Source organism: Mesorhizobium sp. M7A.F.Ca.US.008.03.1.1, assembly GCF_003997495.1.
Lineage (GTDB): Bacteria > Pseudomonadota > Alphaproteobacteria > Rhizobiales > Rhizobiaceae > Mesorhizobium.
This window is the reverse complement of the sequence record NZ_RZRU01000003.1, coordinates 367,480-388,988: the sequence shown is the minus strand read 5'-3', so window position 1 is coordinate 388,988 and position 21,509 is coordinate 367,480. Positions and strand designations below refer to the sequence as shown.

The window sequence follows — 21,509 nt, the reverse complement described above, 5'->3', positions numbered from 1 at the left end:
GAACAGGAAAAAATACCTTCCCCGTTCTAACCCCGGACCACCATCTTGTCCACAGTGCAAGGCCTACTCACGCCGCTTTCCTGGCCTCGCCTTTCGCATAGGGATCGAAGCGCTGGTAGAAACTCTCATCCTTGTCGGCCATATCGAGCAGCAGCTTGGGCGCCTTGAACTCGGCGCCGTATTTCTTCTGCAGGTTCCTGGCGATCTTGACGAACGCCTTGGCGCCGATGCCGTCGATGTAGGACAGCGCACCGCCGGTGTAGGGAGCGAAGCCGAAAGCGAGGATCGAGCCGACATCGGCCTCGCGCGGGTCGGTGACGATGCCTTCTTCCATCACCCGCGCCGCTTCCAGCGCGATGGTGGCCAGCAGCCGCTGCTGCAACTCCTCATAATCGACCTTCTCGGGTGCAAGCTGCGGATAGAGCTCCCTGAGGCCCGGCCACAACTTCTTCTTGGCGGGCTTTGCCGGGTAATCATAAAAACCCTTGCCGTTCTTGCGGCCGAAGCGGCCGTGGTCGTCCACCATGGTGTCGATCAGCGCCATCTGCTTGGGATCGACTGCCTTGTCGCCCAAATCCCTGGTGGTCTGCTTCATGATCTTCTGGGCAAGGTCGATGGCCGTCTCGTCGGTCAGCGCCAGGGGGCCGACCGGCATGCCGGCGGCCTTCGCCGCATTCTCGATCATCGGCGCGGGAACGCCTTCGATCAGCATCTTGTAGGCTTCCGACATGTAGCGCAGCACGCAGCGGTTGACGTAGAAGCCGCGCGTGTCGTTGACGACGATCGGCGTCTTCTTGATGGCGCGAACGAAGTCGATCGCGGTGGCCAGCGCCTTGTCGCCGGTCTTCTTGCCCAGGATGATCTCGACCAGCATCATCTTGTCGACCGGCGAGAAGAAATGGATGCCGATGAAATTCTTCGGCCGCGCCGAATTCTTGGCCAGCGACGAGATCGGGATGGTGGAAGTGTTCGACGCGAAGATCGCCGATGGCTTCAACACGGCCTCCGCCTGTTCGGTGGCGCTCTTCTTGACGCCCGAATCCTCGAACACCGCCTCGACCACCAGATCGCAGCCGGCAAGGTCGGCATAGTCCGCCGTCGGCGTGATCAGCGACAGCAGTTTGTCCTTGTCCTCCGGCTTGGCGCGGCCCTTCTTGACCTGATCCGAGATCAGGTTGTCGGAATGCGCCTTGCCCTTGGCGGCCGACTCCAGATCACGGTCGAGCAGCACCACTGGAATGCCGGCCTTGGCAGTGACATAAGCTATGCCGGCGCCCATGAAGCCGGCGCCGAGAATGCCGATCTTCCTGAATTTGGTTTCGGGCACGCCGGCCGGGCGGCGCGCGCCCTTGTTCAGTTCCTGCAGCGACACGAACAGCGAGCGGATCATCGCCGCCGCTTCCCTGGTCTGCATGATCTCGGTGAAATAGCGCTGTTCGATCCGGAGCCCGGTGTCGAACGGCATCAGCAGGCCTTCATAGACGCATTTGAGGATCGCCGCGGCGGCCGGATAGTTGCCGTAGGTCTCGCGGCGCAGGATGGCGATGGCCGGCGGCCACAGATTGAAGCCGGCAGGCGAATAAATCTGGCCGCCGGGCAGCTTGAAACCCTTCTCGTCCCATGGCTGGATGGCTTTCAGGCCGTTCCTGATCATCGCCTTGGCGGTCTCGACCAGTTTGGCCGGCTCGGCGATCTCGTGGATCAGGCCCATCGACTTGGCCTTCTGCGGCGACAGCGTCTGGCCGGAAGTCAGCATCTGCAGGGCCTGCTGCTGATCGGTCAGCCGCGGCACGCGCTGGGTGCCGCCGGCGCCCGGGAAGATGCCGATCTTCACTTCGGGAAGCGCCATCTTCACCTTGTCGCTATCGGCGGCGACACGGCCGTGGCAGGCTAGCGACAATTCGAAGGCGCCGCCCATGCAGGTGCCGTTGATCGCCGACACCCACGGCTTGCCGCAAGTTTCCAGCTTGCGAAACAGGCCGGTCATCATGCCGGCATTGTCGAACAGCGCCTTGGTCGCCTTTTCGGCGTCCTTGCCCTTTTCCGCGGCGAAGGTCGTCAGCATCTTCTGCAGCAGGGTGATGTCGGCACCGCCGGAGAAGGTGTCCTTGCCGGAGGTGATCACGGCGCCCTTGATTGCGGCGTCACCAGCCACCTTGTCGACAATGGCGTTCAATTCCCGCATCGCCTCTTCGGTGAAGACGTTCATCGAGCGGCCAGGCATGTCCCAGGTGACCAGCGCAATGCCGTCGGCGTCGATGTCGAGGGTGAAATTGGTGTAGCTCATCGTTTCTCTCCCCGTCAGACGCGTTCGATGATGGTTGCGGTGCCCATGCCGGCGCCGATGCACAGCGTCACCAGAGCGGTGTTGAGATCGCGGCGCTCGAGTTCGTCCAGCACCGTGCCGAAGATCATCGCGCCGGTGGCGCCGAGCGGATGGCCCATGGCGATGGCACCGCCGTTGACGTTGATCTTGTCGTGATCGATGTCGAAAGCCTGCATGTAGCGCAGCACCACCGAAGCGAAGGCTTCGTTGAGCTCGAACAGGTCGATGTCCGAGAGCTTCATCTTGGCGCGCTTCAACAGCTTCTCGGTGACGTCGACCGGGCCGGTCAGCATCAGCACCGGCTCGGAGCCAATGTTGGCGAAGGTGCGGATGCGCGCGCGGGGTTTGATGCCCATGGATTTCCCGGCCTTCTTCGAACCGAGCAGCACGGCTGCGGCGCCATCGACGATGCCGGACGAATTGCCGGCATGATGGACGTGGTTGACCTCTTCCACTTCGGGATGCTTCTGCACGGCAACCGCGTCGAAGCCGCCCATTTCGCCAGGCATGACGAAGGACGGGTTGAGCGATGCCAGCGACTGCATGTCGGTCGACGGGCGCATATGCTCGTCATGGTCGAGGATGGTCAGGCCGTTCTGGTCCTTGATCGGGATGACGGACTTCTTGAAGCGGCCATCGGCCCAGGATTTGGCGGCGCGCTTCTGGCTCTCGACCGCGTAGGCGTCGACGTCGTCTCGGGAGAAGCCGTATTTGGTGGCGATCAGGTCGGCCGAGATGCCTTGCGGCACGAACCAGCCGGGCAGGCCGACCGAAGGGTCCATGAACCAGGCGCCGCCGGAGGCGCCCATGCCGACGCGCGACATCGACTCGACGCCGCCGGCAATGACGATCTCATCGGCGCCCTGCGCGATCTTGGCGGCACCGAAATTGATGGCGTCGAGCCCGGAAGCGCAGAAGCGTGAGATCTGCATGCCGGGCGCCCTGGTGTCGTAGCCTGCTTCGAAGGCGGCGGCGCGCGGAATGACCGAGCCGGCTTCGCCGACCGGATCGACGCAGCCGAAGATGATGTCGTCGACAGTGCCGGTATCGAGCCCATTGCGGTCGCGCAGCGCTTCAAGCGTCTTGGCGGCAAGCCGCACCGCCGGCACTTCGTGCAGCGAGCCATCCTTCTTGCCCTTGCCGCGCGGTGTGCGCACAGCGTCATAGACATAAGCTTCAGCCATTTGCTTGCTCCTTGGGTTTGCCGTTCGTCGCCCTCAGAGAGAGCGGCCGATCAGCAATTTCATGATCTCGTTAGTGCCGCCGTAGATGCGCTGGACGCGAGCGTCGCGGAACATGCGGGCGATCGGGTATTCATTCATATAGCCATAGCCGCCATGCAGTTGAAGGCATTCGTCGACGACTTTTCCCTGCAGGTCTGAGAGCCAGTACTTGGCCATCGACGCGGTCACAGGATCGAGGCCGCCCGCGATGTGGCGGGTGACGCAATCATTGTAGAAGACGCGGCCGATGGTGGCCTCGGTCTTGAGTTCGGCCAGCTTGAACTGGGTGTTCTGGAAATCGATGATCGCCTTGCCGAACGCCTTGCGCTCCTTGACGTAACCAATAGTCAGCGCCAGCGCCCGCTCGATCATCGCAATGGCGCCGGTGCCGATCTGCAGTCGCTCCTGCGGCAGTTGCTGCATCAACTGGACGAAGCCCTGCCCTTCCTCGTGGCCGAGCAGGTTGGAGGTCGGCACGCGCATGTCGTTGAAGAACAGCTCCGACGTGTCGTTGGCCTTGAGCCCGATCTTGTCGAGGTTGCGGCCGCGCTGAAAACCTTCGACCTCGTCGGTCTCGACGACGATCAGCGAGGTGCCCTTGGCGCCCTTCTCCGGATCGGTCTTGGTGACGACGATGATGAAGTTCGCAAGCTGGCCGTTGGTTATGAAGGTCTTGGAACCATTGATCTTGTACTGGTTGCCATCCTTCTGCGCCCGCGTCTTGACGCCCTGCAGGTCGGAGCCGGCGCCGGGCTCGGTCATGGCGATGGCGCCGATCAGCTCGCCGGTCGCCAGTTTCGGCAGCCATTTCTTCTTTTGCTCCTCGGAGCCGTAGTGGAGGATGTAAGGCGCGACGATCGAATTGTGCAGGCCGATGCCGAACCCGTCGACGCCGACATGGCCGATGGCCTCGATGATGGCGCTCTCATGCGCGAAGGTGCCGCCGGAGCCGCCATATTCCTCCGGCATAGAGGCGCAGAGCAGGCCGGCGGAACCTGCCTTCAGCCAGCTCTCGCGATCGACCATCTCGTTCTTCTCGAACTCGTCGTAGCGCGGCGCGATCTCCTCCGACATGAAGCGGTGCGCCATGTCGTAGAGCATGCCGACCTCATCCGCCGCCCAGGCAGGCTTCGGAAGGCCAAGGATTTCAGCTGGGTTGGTCATGCTGGTATGATACTCCTCCCGAAATGCATCATCGAAATGAAGTCGGTGCACTGCCGCAACGACCCCTCCCGGGCCCTTCGGGCCACCCTCCCCTCGACGGGGAGGGGGACGCCGATCATCTTTAGAACGCTTCCGCCGGCAGTGCCATCAATGTGTCGGCGCCGCTCGAAATGCGGGCGAGATGCGCCGATGTCTCCGGCATGATCCGCTCCATGAAGAAGCGCCCCGTCACGACCTTGTTGTCGTAGAAAGATTGCGCGCCATTGGCGTCAGTCTTGCCAAGTGCCACCTTGGCCATCTGCGCCCACATATAGCCCAGAGCAACCAGGCCGAAGAGATGCATGTAGTCGGTCGAGGCCGCACCGGCATTGTCGGGCTTGGCCATGCCGTTCTGCACCAGCCACATGGTCGCCGCCTGCAAATCGTTGAGGCCTTTCTTCAGAGCCTTGGTGAACGGCGCCATCTTATCGTCGGAGCGGTTCTCCTCGCAGAACTCGCCGACTTCCTTGAAGAAGGCCTGCACGGCGCGGCCGCCATGCAAACCAAGCTTGCGGCCGACGAGGTCGAGCGCCTGGATGCCGTTGGCGCCTTCATAGATCATGGCGATGCGGGCATCGCGCACGAACTGGCTCATGCCGTGCTCTTCAATATAACCGTGACCGCCGAACACCTGCTGCGCCATGACGGCGTGGTCGAACCCCTTGTCGGTGAGCACGCCCTTGACCACCGGTGTCATCAGGCCGGTGTAATCGTCGGCGGCCTGGCGGTCCTTGTCGTCGCCGGAGCGGTGGGCAATATCGGACTTGATCGCCGTCCACAGCGCCAGCGCGCGGCCGGCCTCGTTGAAGGCTTTCATGGTCATCAGGCTGCGGCGGATGTCGGGATGGACGATGATCGGGTCGGCCTTCTTGTCCGGCGCCTTCGGCCCCGACAAGGAGCGGCCCTGCAAGCGGTCCTTGGCGTAGGCGACGGCGTTCTGATAGGCGATCTCCGACAGCGACAGCCCCTGCAGGCCGACGCCAAGGCGCGCCTCGTTCATCATCGTGAACATCGCCTTCAGGCCGCCATTGGCCTCGCCGAGCAGCATGCCTTCGGCCTCGTCATAGTTCATGACGCAGGTCGAATTGCCGTGGATGCCCATCTTCTCCTCGATCGAGCCGCAGGAGACGGTGTTCCTGGCGCCTGGATTGCCCGACGGGTCGAGCTTGAGCTTCGGCACGATGAACAGCGAGATGCCCTTGACGCCTTCCGGCGCACCCTCGATGCGGGCCAGCACCAGATGGACGATGTTGTCCGACATGTCGTGTTCGCCGGCCGAGATAAAGATCTTCTGGCCTGAAATCTTGTAGGTGCCATCGCCGTTCGGAACCGCCTTGGTCCGCAGCAGGCCGAGATCGGTGCCGCAATGCGGCTCGGTCAGGTTCATGGTGCCGGTCCAGGCACCCTCGATCATCCTCGGCAACCATGTCGCCTTCTGCTCGTCGGTGCCGTGGGTGATGATCGCGGCGATCGCACCCTGCGTCAGGCCCGGATACATCATCAAGGACATGTTGGCCGAGACCATATATTCGGCGACGGCGGTGTGCACGGCATAGGGCAGGCCCTGGCCGCCGAACTCGACGGGTGCGGCCAATCCCATCCAGCCGCCCTCGCGGTACTGGTCGAAGGCCTCCTTGAAGCCTTTCGGCGTGGTCACCGAGCCATCGTCGTGACGCACACAGCCTTCCATGTCGCCGACACGGTTCAGCGGATGCATGACGTTTTCGGCGAGCTTGGCGCCTTCGGCGAGGATCGCCTCGAGCACATCGGGCGTGGCGTCGGCAAATCCGGGAAGGTTCGAATAACGCTGATAACCCAAAACCTCGTTGAGCACGAACAGCGTATCCTGGACCGGAGCCCTGTATGTCGGCATGCTTTTTCTCCACCCTGCAAACCCGGTCCGAATGCCCCGAAGACAAGCCAGGGGCGGCATGCGGACCCATATTGGGAGCGGGATAGCAAAAATTGACGTTTGCGTAAACGTCAATTTTTTCGATGCGACAAGATTCCCCGCCCACTGGAGCAATGAGCGTAGCGTTGCGCAAGCCAGCGCCGAAAGCCGGTTTGGGTGGGGCCAAGACAACGAAAAGCCGCGCGGCAGGGCCACGCCGCTTTGATCGTCAGACAATTGGCAGATGACTTAGTTAGCCGCGCTCGCCTGCGGGGCTGAACGCTCGCTCAGCATCTGGCGCACCGCCGACATCGAGCCGCTCAGCTCGTTGATGGCGTCGTCGATAAGCGCCCGTTGCTTCTGCAGGCGGGCAAGCTGTTTTTCCGACTTGTCCAGCGCGAGCTTGAGCTGCTTGGTGTTTGAACCGGTCGGATCGTAGAGATCCATCATCTGCTTGACATCGCGCAGCGAGAATCCAACCTTGCGGCCAAGCAGGATCAGCTTGAGGCGGGCCTTGTCGCGGCGCGTGTAGAGACGGGTCGAACCGTCGCGCTGCGGGTTGAGCAGGCCCTTGTCTTCGTAGAAACGCAGCGTGCGCAGCGTCACTCCATATTTCTTCGCCATCTCGCCGATGCGGACGAGGTCCTCGCCGGCTTCGACAGACATATTGGTATTGGCCGCGGTCTCGCCGGCCGAGATAAGCTTCATGGTCACTGGCTTTCCCCGTCTGGTGGCGTCGCGGTCCCGGACCATGCGTCGCCTGACTGGAAGCGGGGGCCTGCTTCCAGTCGTGGTTTCAACAAACAAATCGCAAACATGCGCTCAATGCGCCTTTTACGTTTACGTCAATTCTATACCGATTGCCGCATGATGACGCAAGGACGTTCTGCGCGCCGCCCTTTATGCCGCACCGTCAGACCAGCAGCCAACATCCTTTCAATTTCTTAAGTTTGGTTAACGCGTTGTTTACCACGTTGGGGGAAATGTGGGCGCGTCGGCTACCCGTGTTTATCCTGTATCGAATTTTTCACGGTTTTTCGGAGCGCGGGCGAGAGCCCGGGAAGCTCGTCTTCCGCCGCGGCATCGCCGCCGGTCGCCTTCGTTCCGATAGGGACCTGGGGGAGCTGGCCGCGAGCCAGCCATTCTGAAAGACGGACGCACCGATGAACAGCAAGCGGTCCTATCTCGATACACTCAATGCCGGCAGGCAGCGCAGGCCGCAGACCACGCTCGAGCAGTTGAACCAGTCGCTGGAGACACTGGAGCAGCGGCTGGAGCGGACGCGCGAGGATCCGATGGCACGCGAAATCCGCCAACCCGATCCCCGTCAATATGGTGCCGATGCGCGCTATCCCACAGCCCGGCCCTCTGGCCAGCAGCGCTGGTATGAGGACCCGCAGCCCGCGCCGCGTCCGAAGAGCCCGATGCAGGGAGCCGCCACTTTCGAGCAGAATTACCAGGCCATTGCCCGCGATATCGATCGCGTGCGCGGCCAGGAGGACGGCGTTGCCATGGTCGGCAAGATCGCCGGCGAATTGCGCGGCATGCGCGAGGAATTGCGCCACCAGATGACCGCAGGTTTGCAGCGGGAATTCGAAGCGCTGCGCAAGGACATCGAGCGGGCTTTCCAGTCAGGCGCAAGGCCCGGTGCGTCGGCCAAGGGCAGCGCTGAACTCGGCCTTGAGTTCGAGCGGCTTTCGGGCGCCATCCAGACCCTGGCCGAGAAGAGCGACGACAGAAGCGTCAACATGCTGCGGCTCGAGCTCGAACAGGTCAAAGCCGCACTCGAAACGCTGGCACGCGAAGAGAGCGTGCAGAAGGTCGACCGCCGCTGGGACGATTTCGATCGCCGCTGGACGGCGTTCGAAGACCGCGTCGACGCCGACCAGCGCAAGCGCTCGGACGACCCGGGCCTGTCTGCTCTCACCGCCCGGCTGGAGCAAATCAGCAATGCCGTCAACAATTTGCCGGAATCGTTGTCGCTGCGCTCGCTGGAAGAGAAGGTGCGCACGCTTGCCGGCGCTGTCGACCATTTCGCCAGCCAGCAAGACAATCGCGGCAGCGACACGCTTGGCATGATCGACGAGCGGCTGGACGAGATTTCCCGCGCCATCGTTGCATCCACGGTCGCCGCGCAAGCCAATTCATTCGACCACGAGGCTTTCGAGCGCATCGAGAAGCGGATCGACTCGCTTGCCCGACAGATCGAGGAAGTGGCGCAGGATCGTCCAGGCAACGCGGTCATGGACCGGTTGAGCACGCTGTCGGGCCGGGTCGACGAACTCGCCGGCCGCGCCAATCTGCCGGAGCAGGCGATGGAGCGCCTTGCCAAGCAGATCGCACTCATCGCCGACAAGATCGACCAGGCACCCGCCATGCCTGACGCCGACTACATCTTCCATGGGCTGGAGCAGCGCTTCGACGTGCTGTCGAGCATGATGGAACGCCGCCAGGGTGACGCCATCGAACAGGGCAACATGCTGTTCCGCGATCTCGAGCGCAGACTGGACGAGGTTGCCGACAGGCTCGACCAGCGCATGCCGCAGGTCGACAGCGCCGGCATCATGGAAGCCATCGATGCCCGCTTTACAGCGCTCGCCAAACGTATGGAAACGCGTGTACCCGATCCTGCGGGCGAAGCCGCGATCCGCGGCCTGGAGAGCCGGCTCGAAGACATTTCAAGCCGGCTGGACGCGTCGGCCGCACAGGTCGCCGGCATCGATCCGGCGCTGATCCGCAGCCTGGAGGCGCAGGTTGCCGGCCTGTCCGCTCATCTTTCCAAGCCCAGCACCCCGCTGCCGGAATTCGAGGACATCAGCCCGCGTCTCAACGAAATTGAAAAGTCGCTCGCAGGAACCCGCGATTCCATCCTTGGCGCGGCGCGCGAAGCGGCCGAGAACGCAGTGCAATCGCTGGCCGGTTCGAGCGCCAATACGACCGCGGTTTCCGGCCTCGCCCAGGATTTGAAGACGCTTGAAACGCTGACGCGGCGCTCCGACGAGCGCAATTCGAGAACGTTCGAGGCCATCCACGACACGTTGCTCAAGATCGTCGACCGGCTGGGTTCGCTCGAACCCGGCGAGCCGGTCGAGGCGATGAGCGAACTACTGGATGCGGCACCGGTCGAGCCGAGCAACTGGCGCGGCGCACGGCGACCCAAGATGGCTGTCGACGCACCGTCGATGGATATCGATCAGCCCCTGCCATTGACTGGGGACATGGCCGATCTCGATGGCCGCGCCGCCGCCATCCTGCGCAATGAGCCGGGTGCTCGCAGCGACCTGGGTGGCCTGGGTATGGGAACGCGCACGCCCGCCGAAGCCGCAGCGGCCGCGGCCATGGCTGCTCTCGGCTCGGACACGATCGCCGAGAAAGGCGAACAGGCCGGCGGCCGCAAATCGTTGTTCGGCGGCCTGGCCCGCGCCTTCAAGGGCAAGAAGGAGGCGGACATTCCGCCGCTGGCCGGCTCGGCGCCGAGTGCCCCAGTACCGAGCGTCGATCTCGACGAGCCGCTCGATCCGAAAATGGCCAACCGGCCACTGGAGCCCGGCTCCGGCGCACCCGACCTCAATGCCATCATGAAGCGCGTGCGTGACGAGCGCGGCCAGCCGGCCAAGCCCAGCGACACCGACGCGGCGAAATCGGATTTCATCGCCGCGGCCCGGCGTGCGGCGCAGGCCGCGGCCGCCGAGGCCGAGGCGCTGAAGCGGCAGTCGACGGTGACTGGACCAGTGAAGGCGCTGCGGATCGGCGACCTGCTCAAGGCACGGCGCAAGCCGATCCTGATGGGGACAACCGCGATCCTGCTGGCGCTGGGCGCACTCCAACTGGGCAAGGCCTTCTTCGCCGATCCGGCCCAGGTGGCGAGCAACGATGTCGTGCCGATCGTCGCGTCGCAGCCGGTGCAGACCGCCTCGCTCGATGCCGCGAGCCAGCCAAGGACGGACGCGCAGCCCGCGGCAGTGGAAAGCGCGCCGGACCATGCCGTCAGACAGGCCGAGCCGTCCGCAGCGGCAACCAAGGACGACGTGGCCGCGCAAAGCATGATTGCCACGCCGCCAGGCGCCGAGCAGTCGATGGGGGCCGCGCCGACCGCAGAACCGGTTCCCGCCCCCGTCGCCTTGGCCACATCGGCCGATGCGAACCCAGCGGTGTCCGAGACGACGACAGCCTCGGCTGCGCCGGCCTCGACCGTTCCGGTCGCCGCGGAAGCTGCCGATACCGACACCGGCATCCAGCCTATGGCGGCAGAGCCGGCCACTGCCAAGGACACCACGGGCGCGGTTCCGCCGGTGGACGCTTCGCCGGCAACGACGGCAAAGTTCGACATTCCCGCTGATGCCGGCCCGGCCGCCTTGCGCGATGCCGCCGCCGGCGGCGACGCCAAGGCGCTGTTTGAAATCGGCTCGCGCTATGCCGAGTCGCGCGGCGTCAAGGAAGACATGGCGGCAGCGGCCAAATGGTACGAGAAATCGGCCGAACTCGGCTTCGCGCCGGCCGAATACCGCATCGGAAATTTCTACGAAAAGGGCATCGGCGTCGCGCGCGACATCAAGAAAGCGAAGACCTGGTACCAGCTTTCCGCAGCACAGGGCAACGCCAGCGGCATGCACAATCTGGCCGTCCTGTTCGCCATGGCGGCAGACGGCGTGACCGACAATGAATCGGCCGCGCACTGGTTCCAGGCGGCGGCCGACGTCGGCGTCAAGGACAGCCAGTTCAACCTCGGCATCCTCGCCGCCAAGGGCGTCGGCATGAAGCAGAACCTCGAGGAATCCTACAAATGGTTCGCGCTCGTCGCCAAGACCGGCGACAAGGATGCGGCGGCCAAGCGTGACGAGATCGCCAATGCGCTGCGGCCCGAGCAGCTCGAACGCGCCCGCGCCGCGACTGAGCTGTGGAAGGCCAAGCCGCTGGATGCAGCAGCCAATTCGGCCGACATTCCCGAGTCCTGGCAGGACGGCACACCGCAGACGACCGCCAGCATCGACATGAAGAAAGCCGTCCAGAACATCCAGCGCATTCTCAACAAGAACGGCTACGACGCCGGCGGCGCCGACGGCAAGATGGGCCAGAAGACGAAGACCGCGATCATGGCTTTCCAGACCGACAACAAGATGCCGGCGACCGGCGAAGTCGACGAAGAACTGGTCAAGGCGCTGCTGGCACGCAAATAACGGCAGAGGCGTCGTTTCCACGACGCCCTTGCCACACATTCGCCTGTTAACTGATTGAGATGTTTTTTGTTTCGGCGGCGTAGCGCGGTTTGACTTCGCAGCACCTCCGGCGCAAGAACGAATTGGCTTGTCGGTCCAAGATGCCCGCAACGGTTGCATTCGCCGACAGGCAGAACTGATCGAGACTGACGGGTGGGCATCTATCTCCCGATCGCGGAAATTTCCGTCAATATCTTCGTCCTGCTGGCCATGGGCGCGGCGGTGGGTTTCCTGTCGGGCATGTTCGGCGTCGGCGGCGGCTTCCTCATCACGCCACTCTTGATCTTCTACAACATCCCCCCGGCGATCGCTGTCGCCACCGGCGCCAACCAGGTCATTGCCTCCTCCGTCTCAGGCGTCCTTTCGCACATGAAGCGCGGGACGCTCGACTTCAAGCTCGGCGGGGTGTTGCTGGCTGGCGGCATTGTCGGTTCCACCGGCGGCATCTACGTCTTCGCCTTCCTGCGCAGGCTCGGCCAGCTCGATCTGTTTATCTCATTGCTCTACGTCGTGCTGCTCGGCACCGTCGGCGGGCTGATGCTGGTCGAAAGCGTCAATGCGCTGCGCGCCACGCGCAGCGGTGCGGCGCCGGTGCTGAAGAAATCCGGCCAGCACAACTGGATCCACCGCTTGCCGCTGAAGATGCGCTTCAGGGCGTCAAAACTGTTTGTCAGCGTCATCCCCGTACTTGGCCTTGGCGCCGGCATCGGCTTCCTGTCGTCGATCATGGGCGTCGGCGGCGGCTTCATCATGGTGCCGGCACTGATCTATCTGCTGAAAGTGCCGACCAACGTCGTCATCGGCACCTCGCTGTTCCAGATCATCTTCACCTCCGCCTATACGACGCTGGTCCACGCCACCACCAACCAGACGGTCGATGTCGTGCTGGCCTTCCTGCTGATGGCGGGCGGCGTCGCCGGCGCGCAGTACGGCGCCAAGGCAGGCCAGAGGCTGCGCGGCGAGCAGCTCAGGGCCTTGCTGGCGCTGCTGGTGCTGGCGGTGGCTATACGATTGGCGATCGATCTTTTCGTCACGCCGCCCAACCTCTATTCGCTGTCTGCCGCGGGCCTCAACTGATGAGGGCTCGCAACACATTCGCAACCGCCATTGTCCTGTCGCTGCTTGCGGCCGCCGTGCCGGCGAAGGCACAGGTCCCGCTGACCGAAGGCATCCAGATCGGGCTCTCCACCGACAACGTCTCGATCACCGCCGGCTTTTCCGGGGCCGACCTGACCATTTTCGGTTCGCTGGAAAACCCGGATCCACTCGTCGCGCGCCAGGGCCGCTACGACATCATCGTCGTGCTCGAAGGTCCGCCCAAACCGGTGGTGGTGCGCCGCAAGGACAGGGTGCTCGGCGTCTGGGTCAACCTGGACTCCGAGACCTTCGAAAACGTGCCGGTCTCCTATTCGGTGGCGACGACGCGGCCGCTGCAGGACATCACCGAACCCAACAGCTACAAGCAGCTGTCGCTCGGCGCCTCCAACCTCTACATGCAGCCCGCCGATGCCGGCGACAGCCCGGCGACGATCCAGGAGTTCACGGCGGCACTGCGGGAGCGCAAGTCGGCGACCGGCCTCTACAGCGAGAATGTCGGCGGCGTGCAATTCCTGTCGCAGAACCTGTTCCGCGCCACAGTGAGGCTGGCGCCAAATGTGCCAGTTGGAACCCATAAAGCCCGCGCGTTCCTGTTCAAGAGCGGCCTGTTCATCAAGGAAAGCTCGGCCCAGCTCGAAATCCGCAAATCCGGTTTCGAGCAATCGATCTTCCGTGTCGCGCACACTTATTCCTTCCTCTATGGCGTGTTCGCGATATCGCTAGCCATGCTGACAGGCTGGCTCGGAAGGCTGATCTTCCGGCGGGATTAATGCATGTCGCCCAAAAGTGGCCCCGGTTTTGGGAGAACGACATGCATCGAATCGAAGACCTGAAGTGCGTCGCGTGAATCCGCTCAAACGCGACGCACTTCAGAACTTTTCCCGAAAGGTGGTTTCCCTTTACCGGGGCATGCGGTAGACCGCGCTCCCCAGCCAAGTGGCAGACACAAACAATTCGGTTCGGCAGAGCAGCCCGTCCCCCGGGCAGCGCGCGATTTCTCATGGCGCCTCTCGGCTCGCCGACGACAAATACAGGAACTTGTCATGCGACCAGCCTTCGGCGGCATCGACTTCGGCACTTCGAACTCCACCGTTGGCGTGGTCCGCAACGGGCAGCCGCGCCTCGTCGCGCTTGAGGACGGCCAGGTGACGCTGCCCAGCGCCGTGTTCTTCAACTTCGAGGACAACCGCACCTGCTTTGGCCGCCACGCCATCGCCAACTACACCGACAGCATCGAAGGCCGGCTGATGCGTTCGCTGAAGAGCGTGCTCGGCAGTTCGCTGGCCCATGAAAAGACCCGCATCAAATCGCGGTCGATCGGCTTCATGGAAATCGTCGGCCTGTTCCTCGGGCATCTGCGCAAAAAGCTGGAGGAGGATGCCGGCGGCTTGGTCGAGACCGTGGTACTCGGCCGTCCGGTACAGTTCGTCGACGACGATCCTGAGGCAGATGCAAACGCCCAGGGCGAACTTGAAAAGGCAGCACGCGCCCAAGGCTTCAAGCACATCGCTTTCCAGTTCGAGCCGATCGCGGCGGCGCTCGACTATGAACAGAAGGTGACACGCGAGGAATTGGCGCTGATCATCGATATGGGCGGCGGCACGTCGGACTTCTCGATCGTGCGCGTTTCACCGCAGCGCTCCCGTTCGCTCGACCGCAAGGACGATATCCTGGCCAGCCGGGGCATTCATATCGGCGGCACGGATTTCGACCGGCTGCTGAGCATCGCCCATGTGATGCCGCAGCTCGGCTATTTGACGCCAACCAAGGACGGCAAGCGCAATCTGCCGGCAAGCTACTTCATCGACCTCGCGACGTGGCAGCGCATCAATCTGGTCTACACCGCCAGGGCGATGACGCATCTGCGCCAGATCCGCTACGAGGCCGAGCGCGCCGACCTGGTCGACCGTTTCATCCACATCGTCGAACACCGCTACGGACACGCGCTGGCGGCACTTGTCGAGAAGGCCAAGATAGAGCTGACCGACGGCTCGTCCGCCCATGTAGCCGTGAAGCTGCCGGGTGCGGAGTTCGCCGCCGAAATCACGCGCAACGGGCTGGATGCCACGATTGCCAGGGACATCGAGCGGGTCACCGCAACGGTGGCGCAGACCATCCGCGACGCTGAGGTGAAGCCATCCGACATCACCGCGGTGTTCCTGACCGGCGGATCGACCGCGATCCCGCTGGCAAGGCGAGAAATCCTGTCGCTGGTGCCGCAGGCATCCGTCATCGAAGGCGACATGTTCGGCTCGGTCGGACTTGGTCTGGCGCTGGATGCGCAGCGCAAGTTCGGCTAACCCGGCCTGCCTCACCCATGGTCTGCTGACGTACCCAGATGCGCCTTGAGCGCCATCTGGGCCAGGCTTGCCTGGCGATCGCGATGGGTGATCATGGCGAAGTCGCGTTTCGGCAGTTCGAGCGGCACCGATCTCAGACTGCCTTCGGCCACAGCACGGGCCACGACAAGCTCCGAAATGATGGTGGCGCCGGCTCCCGCCTCGACCGCCTGGCGAATGGCCTCATTGCTCGGCAGCTCCAGGAATATCTGCAAGTCGGCGAGTGAAATCCCTTCGCGGCGCGCCAGATCCTCCAGCACTTCGCGCGTGCCCGAACCGCCCTCGCGGATGATCCAGCGCAGGTGCTTGATGTCGGAGTGGCCGGGCGCGACTTCGGCGATCTCCGGATGCGTGCTGGCGACCACCAGCATCAGCCTGTCGACGTCGACCTTGGTGCGGCGCAGGATGTCGGACTCGGTGCGCCCCTCGACCAGGCCGAGATCCGCCGCGCCATCGAGAACATTGGCCTCCACCTGCCTGGTGTTGCCGATGGAGACGCTCAGCCTGACGGCCGGATAGGCTTCGTGGAAGGAAGCCAGCCGGCGCGGCAGCCAGTAGCTGGCGATGGTCTGGCTGGCGGCGATCGAGAGGCTGCCGGTGACCGTCTGCGAGACATGTTCCAGCACATTGCGGGCGGCGGCGGCCCGTTCGAGCACGGCCTTGGCCTCGGGCAGGAACCGGTGGCCGGTCTGGGCAAGCTCGATGTTGCGGCCTACGCGGTTGAACAGATGGACGCCGTGCTGCTCTTCAAGCGCCCGGATGGCCGCCGATGCGGCCGACTGCGAAATGCCCAGCAGTTCCGCCGCCTTGGTCATATGGCCGCGTTCGGCGACGGCGACGAAAATCCGCAACTGGTCCAGGGTCATGGGTGTATTAAGAACCAATATCGATCGAATTTACAAGAACAACTGATTAGACAGATCGATAGCTTTATTCTAAGTTTTCGAGCGAAGTTAGAAAAAATTCGCCGAGGGATCGCAAAGAGCAGCATGATCGGGCGGTTCAGATCCCTGCTTGCGCATTGGACCCGCGGCATAAGGCGGCGGCTGGCCGGCGATCGCTACCATCCGGAAGAGCATTACATGCGCGGCCCCGGACCGAAGACACGGGCCAAATCCATGGGCCGTACAGGTACCACCGGATCATGATGCAGGGACCGCCGCGCGGCGCGAATTCGGCACCCTCGCAACGCCCGCTTGCCGACACGCGCGCACCCGATGAAGGCGACGGCGTCGACACCTCGCCTGACGTTTCCGACAGCATCGCCAAGACGACCTGCTACATGTGCGCCTGCCGCTGCGGCATCGACGTGCACATCAAGGATGGCAAGGTCCGCTATATCAACGGCAACAAGGACCATCCGGTCAATCGTGGCGTGATCTGCGGCAAGGGCAGCTCCGGCATCATGCAGCACTACAGCCCGGCAAGGCTGAAGAAGCCATTGCTGCGCACCGGCCCTCGCGGCTCCGGCGAATTCCGCGAGATCGAATGGGAGGAGGCATTCGCGATCGCGACGGAACGGCTCTCGGCCATCCGCCGGACCGACCCCAAGAAGCTGGCCTTCTTCACCGGCCGCGATCAATCCCAATCCTTGACGGGCTGGTGGGCGAGCCAGTTCGGCACGCCGAATTTCGCCGCCCATGGCGGCTTTTGTTCGGTCAACATGGCGGCGGGTGGTCTCTACACGATCGGCGGTTCGTTCTGGGAGTTCGGTGAGCCCGACTGGGACAACACCCGGTATTTCATGCTGTTCGGGGTTGCCGAAGACCATGATTCCAACCCGATCAAGATCGGCCTCGGCAAACTCAAGGCGCGCGGCGCCAAGGTCGTCTCGATCAACCCGTGCCGCACCGGCTACAACGCCATTGCCGACGACTGGATCGGCATCCGGCCCGGCACCGACGGCCTGTTCGTGTTCGCCCTCATCCACGAATTGCTGAAGGCGGGCCGCGTCGATCTCGACTATCTGCTGCGCTACACCAACGCCCATTCGCTCGTCATCCAGGAGCCAGGTGCCGCCGATGACGGTCTGTTCGTGCGCGATGCCGACGGCAATCCGCTGGCCTGGGACAGGGTGGCCAAAAGACCGGTCAGCGCCACCGATACCAGTGCGAAGCCGGCACTGACAGGCAGCTTCACGATCGGCGGACGCCGCTGCGCCCCGGTGTTCCAGTTGGTCGCCGACCGCTACCTCGAAGAGAGTTATGCACCGGACGCGGTCGCCGAGCGCTGCGGCATTGCCGCCGACACGATCCGCAGGATCGCCGCCGAACTTGCGCATGTCGCCTTCGAACAGACGATCGAACTGCCGATCGCCTGGACCGACTGGGCTGGGCGCCGGCACGAGACCATCAAGGGGCGGCCTGTCTCGATGCACGCCATGCGCGGCATCTCGGCCCATTCGAACGGTTTCCACACCTGCCGCGCCATTCATCTTCTCCAGGTGCTGCTGGGCACGGTGGATGTTCCCGGCGGTTTCCGTTTCAAGCCGCCCTACCCCCGCTCCGCTCCGCCCGGTCCCAAGCCAGCCGGCAAGACCGTCAAGCCGATGACGCCGCTTGACGGCATGCCGCTCGGTTTCGTCTGCGGGCCGGACGATTTGCTGGTCGATGAGGCCGGCACGCCTGTTCGCATCGACAAGGCCTATTCCTGGGACGCACCTCTGGCCGCGCATGGCCTGATGCACACCGTCATCCGCAATGCCTGGGCCGGCGACCCGTACCCGATCGATACGCTGATGATGTACATGTCGAACATGGCCTGGAATTCCTCGATGAACACCGTCGAGACCATTGCCATGCTGACCGACAGCGACGAAGCGGGCAACTACAAGATCCCCTTCATCATCTATTCCGACGCCTACTATTCCGAGACCGTGCCGTTCGCCGACCTCGTGCTGCCGGACACCACCTATCTAGAACGCCACGACTGCATCAGCCTGCTCGACCGGCCGATCAGCCATGCCGACGGACCGGGCGACGCCATCCGCCATCCCGTCGTCGAGCCTGACCGAGATGTCAGGCCGTTCCAGTCGGTGCTGATCGAACTTGGCGCCCGGCTCGGCCTGCCCGGTTTCGTCAACGACGATGGCTCTGCCAGATATGCCGACTACGCCGACTACATCGTCAACCATGAGCGCACGCCCGGCATCGGCCCGCTGGCCGGCTGGCGCGGCAAGGACGGGACCTCGACCGGCAGGGGCGAGGCCAACCCGGACCAACTGCAGCGCTACATCGACAATGGCGGCTTCTGGCACCACGATTTCGGCGACGACCAGCGCTACTACAAGATGGCCAACCGCTCCTATCTCGACTTCGCCGAGAACATGGGCTTCATCCCGAAGGCTGAGCCGATCGTCTTCCAGCTCTACTCCGAGCCGCTGCAGCGCTTCCGCCTTGCCGCGCGTGGGCATGGCCCTGTCTTGCCACCAAAGGGCGATCGTCAGCGCATCGAGACTTACATGGACCCGCTGCCCTTCTGGCACATGCCCTTCGAGGAAGCGGCCGTCGACCTGAAAAAATATCCGCTGCATGCGCTGACGCAGCGGCCGATGCATATGTATCATTCCTGGGGCTCGCAGAATGCGTGGCTGAGGCAGATCACCAGCCAGAACCGGCTGTTCGTGCATCACCGGACGGCAGCCGGTCTCGGTCTTGTCGACGATGACTGGGTGTGGATCGAAAGCATCAACGGCAGGGTGAAGGGGCAGATCAAGCTGATCGACGGGGTGAACGAAAGCACGGTCTGGACCTGGAACGCCATTGGCAAAAGGCGCGGCAGCTGGGGGCTGAAGGATGACGCGGCCGAGAGCAACCGTGGCTTCCTGCTCAACCATATCATCGGCGACCAGACTTCGGCCGATGCTCAAGGCAAACGCTATTCGAATTCCGACCCGGTGACCGGCCAGGCGGCATGGTTCGACCTGCGCGTGCGCGTCGTCAAATGCGCAGCCGAAGAAGCCGGCTTCACCGAACCGCAATTCGAGCGTTTTCAGCAACCGCCGCATTTCGCGCCCTCGCCCGACAGACTGACTTTCGGCGCGGAATTCCGCAGGGCAAGAGAGGCGACCGAATGACCTGTCTGCCAACCCAAAGCGGCAAGAAGCTCGGCCTCGTCATCGACCTCGATACCTGCGTCGGCTGCCAGGCCTGTGTCACCGCCTGCAAGGAATGGAACACCGGCGGCCACATGGCTCCGCTGACCGACATCGACCCCTATGGCGGCCATGTCGACGGCGTCTGGTTCAACCGCGTGCACGCTTACGAGCATACGACGGAGATGGGCGGGCGCACGGTGAACTTCCCGCGCTCCTGCCTGCATTGCGAGACGCCGGCCTGCGTCACCGTCTGCCCGACCGGCGCCTCCTACAAGCGGGCCTCGGACGGCATCGTGCTGATCGACGAGGACAAGTGCATCGGCTGCAAATTGTGCAGTTGGGCTTGTCCTTACGGCGCACGCGAATTCGACACCGATGTCGGCGTCATGAAGAAGTGCACGCTGTGCGTCGACCGCATCTATAATGACAATCTGGCCGAGGAAGATCGCGTGCCGGCCTGCGTCGCCGCTTGCCCGACCAGTGCCCGCCATTTCGGCGACCTCGGCGATCCCCTGTCGGCTGTCTCGCAACTGGTGGCGGAGCGCGGCGGTGTCGACCTGATGCCGGAGCTCGGCTATCGCCCGACCAACAAATATTTGCCGCCGCGCGCCCACACCGCGCGCGCCGCATCGGTCGCCGCGCCGGCACTCGAATCGGTGCGGGCTGAAGGCGGTTTTCTCGGCTGGGTCGACCGCATGCTTTCGAACTGACCCATGCATCCAGCCTTCTCCGTCGTCTTCTTCACCACCGCCACCGGCGCCGGCTACGGCCTGCTAGCACTGCTGGGCATGTTCGGAGGCTTCCGGATCATCCCACCCGATTTCTGGCTGGGCCTCATCGGCATGGGACTGGCACTCGGCCTGATCGCGGCCGGCCTGTTGTCGTCGACCGGCCACCTCGGCCGGCCCGAACGCGCCTGGCGGGCATTCTCGCAGTGGCGCAGCTCATGGCTGTCACGCGAAGGTGTTGCCTCGGTCATCACCTTCATTCCGGCGGGACTGTTCGGCATCGGTTGGATATTTTTTGGCAAGACCGATGGCTGGGTCGGCATCGCCGGATCTCTGGCCGCCATCGGCGCTGTCGTCACCGTCTGCACCACAGGCATGATCTATGCGTCGCTGAAGCCGATCGCCCAATGGCACAGCCGCTACACTCTACCGGCCTACCTCATCTTCTCGGCGATGACCGGCAGCGTGCTGCTGAACGCGCTGCTGCAGGGCTTTGCGCTTGGTTCGAAGGTGCAGCTGGCGGCTTGCCTGCTGCTGACCTTGATCGGCTGGAGCTGGAAGCTGGCGACCTGGCGCTACAACGACCGGCTGGAGATCGCGACCACCGCCAACACCGCAACGGGGTTGGCCGGCGGTACAGTGCGGTCCCTGGAATGGCCGCATACCGAGGAAAATTATTTGCTCAAGGAAATGGGTTTCCGCATCGCGCGCAAGCACAGCGCGCGGCTGCGCCAGATCACGCAGCTTCTGGCCTTTGCCTTGCCCGTCCTGCTGCTCGCCATTGTGTTCGCCCTGCCCTGGCCGCTGGCAGCGTTGCTGTCGGTACTCGCTGCTGTAATCCAGTTCGCCGGTATGCTGGTCGAGCGCTGGCTGTTCTTTGCAGAGGCGAAGCACACGGTCTCGCTCTACTACGGCCGGTAATGCGGCGCGCATATCGGCGCGCGTCATATGATGATCAGATCTATAACCATTTGGAAAAGGGATCGGACTTGAGCCCGCGACGTCAATCGGACGTCGGCTCAACCCATCCGGGGATCAAGCCGTTTCGACCTGCATCGTTATACACATGGATAGCTGCCCACAGGCTTTCCATTGCGACCTTGCCGTTGGTATCAATGTTCTCTTCACATATCTTTATTAGCGCTTGAAATTGCACCTCCCATGGTCGCGCCCATGATTTCATTTGGTGGCGGTTTCCAACTTCAGCACTGACGATGTCATAGATCGACGGACCCTTTTCGCGCGGGTACTCGATCTGCGAATTCCGAAAGGCTGTCTGAAACATCCGCTGCGACATCGTGCCCAACCTGTGCAAAGAAAGACAGAAGCGCTGCATTTTTGACCAAACTGCGACAATGGCTAGGAAATAATCTCCTTGAGTTTATGTCT

The 21,509-nt window shown here is 63.3% G+C and carries 14 protein-coding genes; 7 read left to right on the top strand and 7 right to left on the bottom strand.

The annotated features are described in order from the left end of the window. Positions 1–67: 67 nt before the first annotated feature. From EOA16_RS07365 to EOA16_RS07345, 5 genes are all read right to left on the bottom strand, one after another. Positions 68–2,287, bottom strand: a complete 2,220-nt coding sequence (locus tag EOA16_RS07365) for a 3-hydroxyacyl-CoA dehydrogenase NAD-binding domain-containing protein (RefSeq protein WP_127256745.1) — start codon at positions 2,285–2,287, stop codon at positions 68–70. Positions 2,288–2,301: 14 nt separating this feature from the next. Next, positions 2,302–3,510 (bottom strand): acetyl-CoA C-acetyltransferase, encoded by a 1,209-nt coding sequence (locus EOA16_RS07360; RefSeq protein ID WP_127256743.1) that lies wholly within the window; start codon positions 3,508–3,510, stop codon positions 2,302–2,304. Between the two features lie 33 nt (positions 3,511–3,543). Continuing rightward, positions 3,544–4,713, bottom strand: coding sequence for an acyl-CoA dehydrogenase family protein (locus EOA16_RS07355; RefSeq protein WP_127256741.1), 1,170 nt, complete (start codon positions 4,711–4,713; stop codon positions 3,544–3,546). 121 nt (positions 4,714–4,834) lie between these two features. After that, positions 4,835–6,625 carry an acyl-CoA dehydrogenase gene (locus tag EOA16_RS07350; RefSeq protein WP_127256739.1) on the bottom strand — a complete coding sequence of 597 codons (1,791 nt, stop codon included), beginning with the start codon at positions 6,623–6,625 and terminating at the stop codon, positions 4,835–4,837. 267 nt (positions 6,626–6,892) lie between these two features. Further along, positions 6,893–7,351: a MerR family DNA-binding transcriptional regulator gene (locus tag EOA16_RS07345; RefSeq protein WP_127256963.1), complete on the bottom strand. Its 459-nt coding sequence runs from the start codon at positions 7,349–7,351 to the stop codon at positions 6,893–6,895. A 455-nt stretch (positions 7,352–7,806) separates the two neighbouring features. Here EOA16_RS07345 and EOA16_RS07340 point away from each other — a divergent pair, with 455 nt between their 5' ends. The 4 genes from EOA16_RS07340 to EOA16_RS07325 all read left to right on the top strand — a co-directional run bounded on the left by EOA16_RS07340 (position 7,807) and on the right by EOA16_RS07325 (position 15,257). Continuing rightward, positions 7,807–11,820 carry a peptidoglycan-binding protein gene (locus EOA16_RS07340; RefSeq protein ID WP_127256737.1) on the top strand — a complete coding sequence of 1,338 codons (4,014 nt, stop codon included), beginning with the start codon at positions 7,807–7,809 and terminating at the stop codon, positions 11,818–11,820. A 192-nt stretch (positions 11,821–12,012) separates the two neighbouring features. Then, positions 12,013–12,936 carry a sulfite exporter TauE/SafE family protein gene (locus EOA16_RS07335; protein ID WP_023811359.1) on the top strand — a complete coding sequence of 308 codons (924 nt, stop codon included), beginning with the start codon at positions 12,013–12,015 and terminating at the stop codon, positions 12,934–12,936. Further along, positions 12,936–13,727, top strand: a complete 792-nt coding sequence (locus EOA16_RS07330; RefSeq protein ID WP_127256735.1) for a TIGR02186 family protein — start codon at positions 12,936–12,938, stop codon at positions 13,725–13,727. Before EOA16_RS07335 ends, EOA16_RS07330 begins: the two co-directional genes overlap by 1 nt. A gap of 273 nt (positions 13,728–14,000) precedes the next feature. Next, positions 14,001–15,257: an Hsp70 family protein gene (locus EOA16_RS07325; RefSeq protein ID WP_127256733.1), complete on the top strand. Its 1,257-nt coding sequence runs from the start codon at positions 14,001–14,003 to the stop codon at positions 15,255–15,257. A gap of 11 nt (positions 15,258–15,268) precedes the next feature. On the opposite strand, the gene EOA16_RS07320 is transcribed toward EOA16_RS07325, so the two are convergent. Then, a complete protein-coding gene (locus EOA16_RS07320; protein WP_127256731.1) occupies positions 15,269–16,162 on the bottom strand; it encodes a LysR family transcriptional regulator in 894 nt (297 codons plus the stop codon). A gap of 278 nt (positions 16,163–16,440) precedes the next feature. On the opposite strand from EOA16_RS07320, the gene EOA16_RS07315 reads away from it, so the two are divergent. The 3 genes from EOA16_RS07315 to EOA16_RS07305 are packed head-to-tail and all read left to right on the top strand — an operon-like array spanning position 16,441 to position 21,041. After that, positions 16,441–19,371 (top strand): molybdopterin oxidoreductase family protein, encoded by a 2,931-nt coding sequence (locus EOA16_RS07315; protein WP_164754140.1) that lies wholly within the window; start codon positions 16,441–16,443, stop codon positions 19,369–19,371. Then, a complete protein-coding gene (locus EOA16_RS07310; protein ID WP_127256729.1) occupies positions 19,368–20,102 on the top strand; it encodes a 4Fe-4S dicluster domain-containing protein in 735 nt (244 codons plus the stop codon). The genes EOA16_RS07315 and EOA16_RS07310 overlap by 4 nt, the downstream gene beginning before the upstream one ends. A gap of 3 nt (positions 20,103–20,105) precedes the next feature. Further along, positions 20,106–21,041: a dimethyl sulfoxide reductase anchor subunit family protein gene (locus EOA16_RS07305; protein WP_127256727.1), complete on the top strand. Its 936-nt coding sequence runs from the start codon at positions 20,106–20,108 to the stop codon at positions 21,039–21,041. Positions 21,042–21,123: 82 nt separating this feature from the next. On the opposite strand, the gene EOA16_RS07300 is transcribed toward EOA16_RS07305, so the two are convergent. Then, positions 21,124–21,417 (bottom strand): hypothetical protein, encoded by a 294-nt coding sequence (locus EOA16_RS07300; RefSeq protein WP_127256726.1) that lies wholly within the window; start codon positions 21,415–21,417, stop codon positions 21,124–21,126. Positions 21,418–21,509 lie beyond the last annotated feature (92 nt).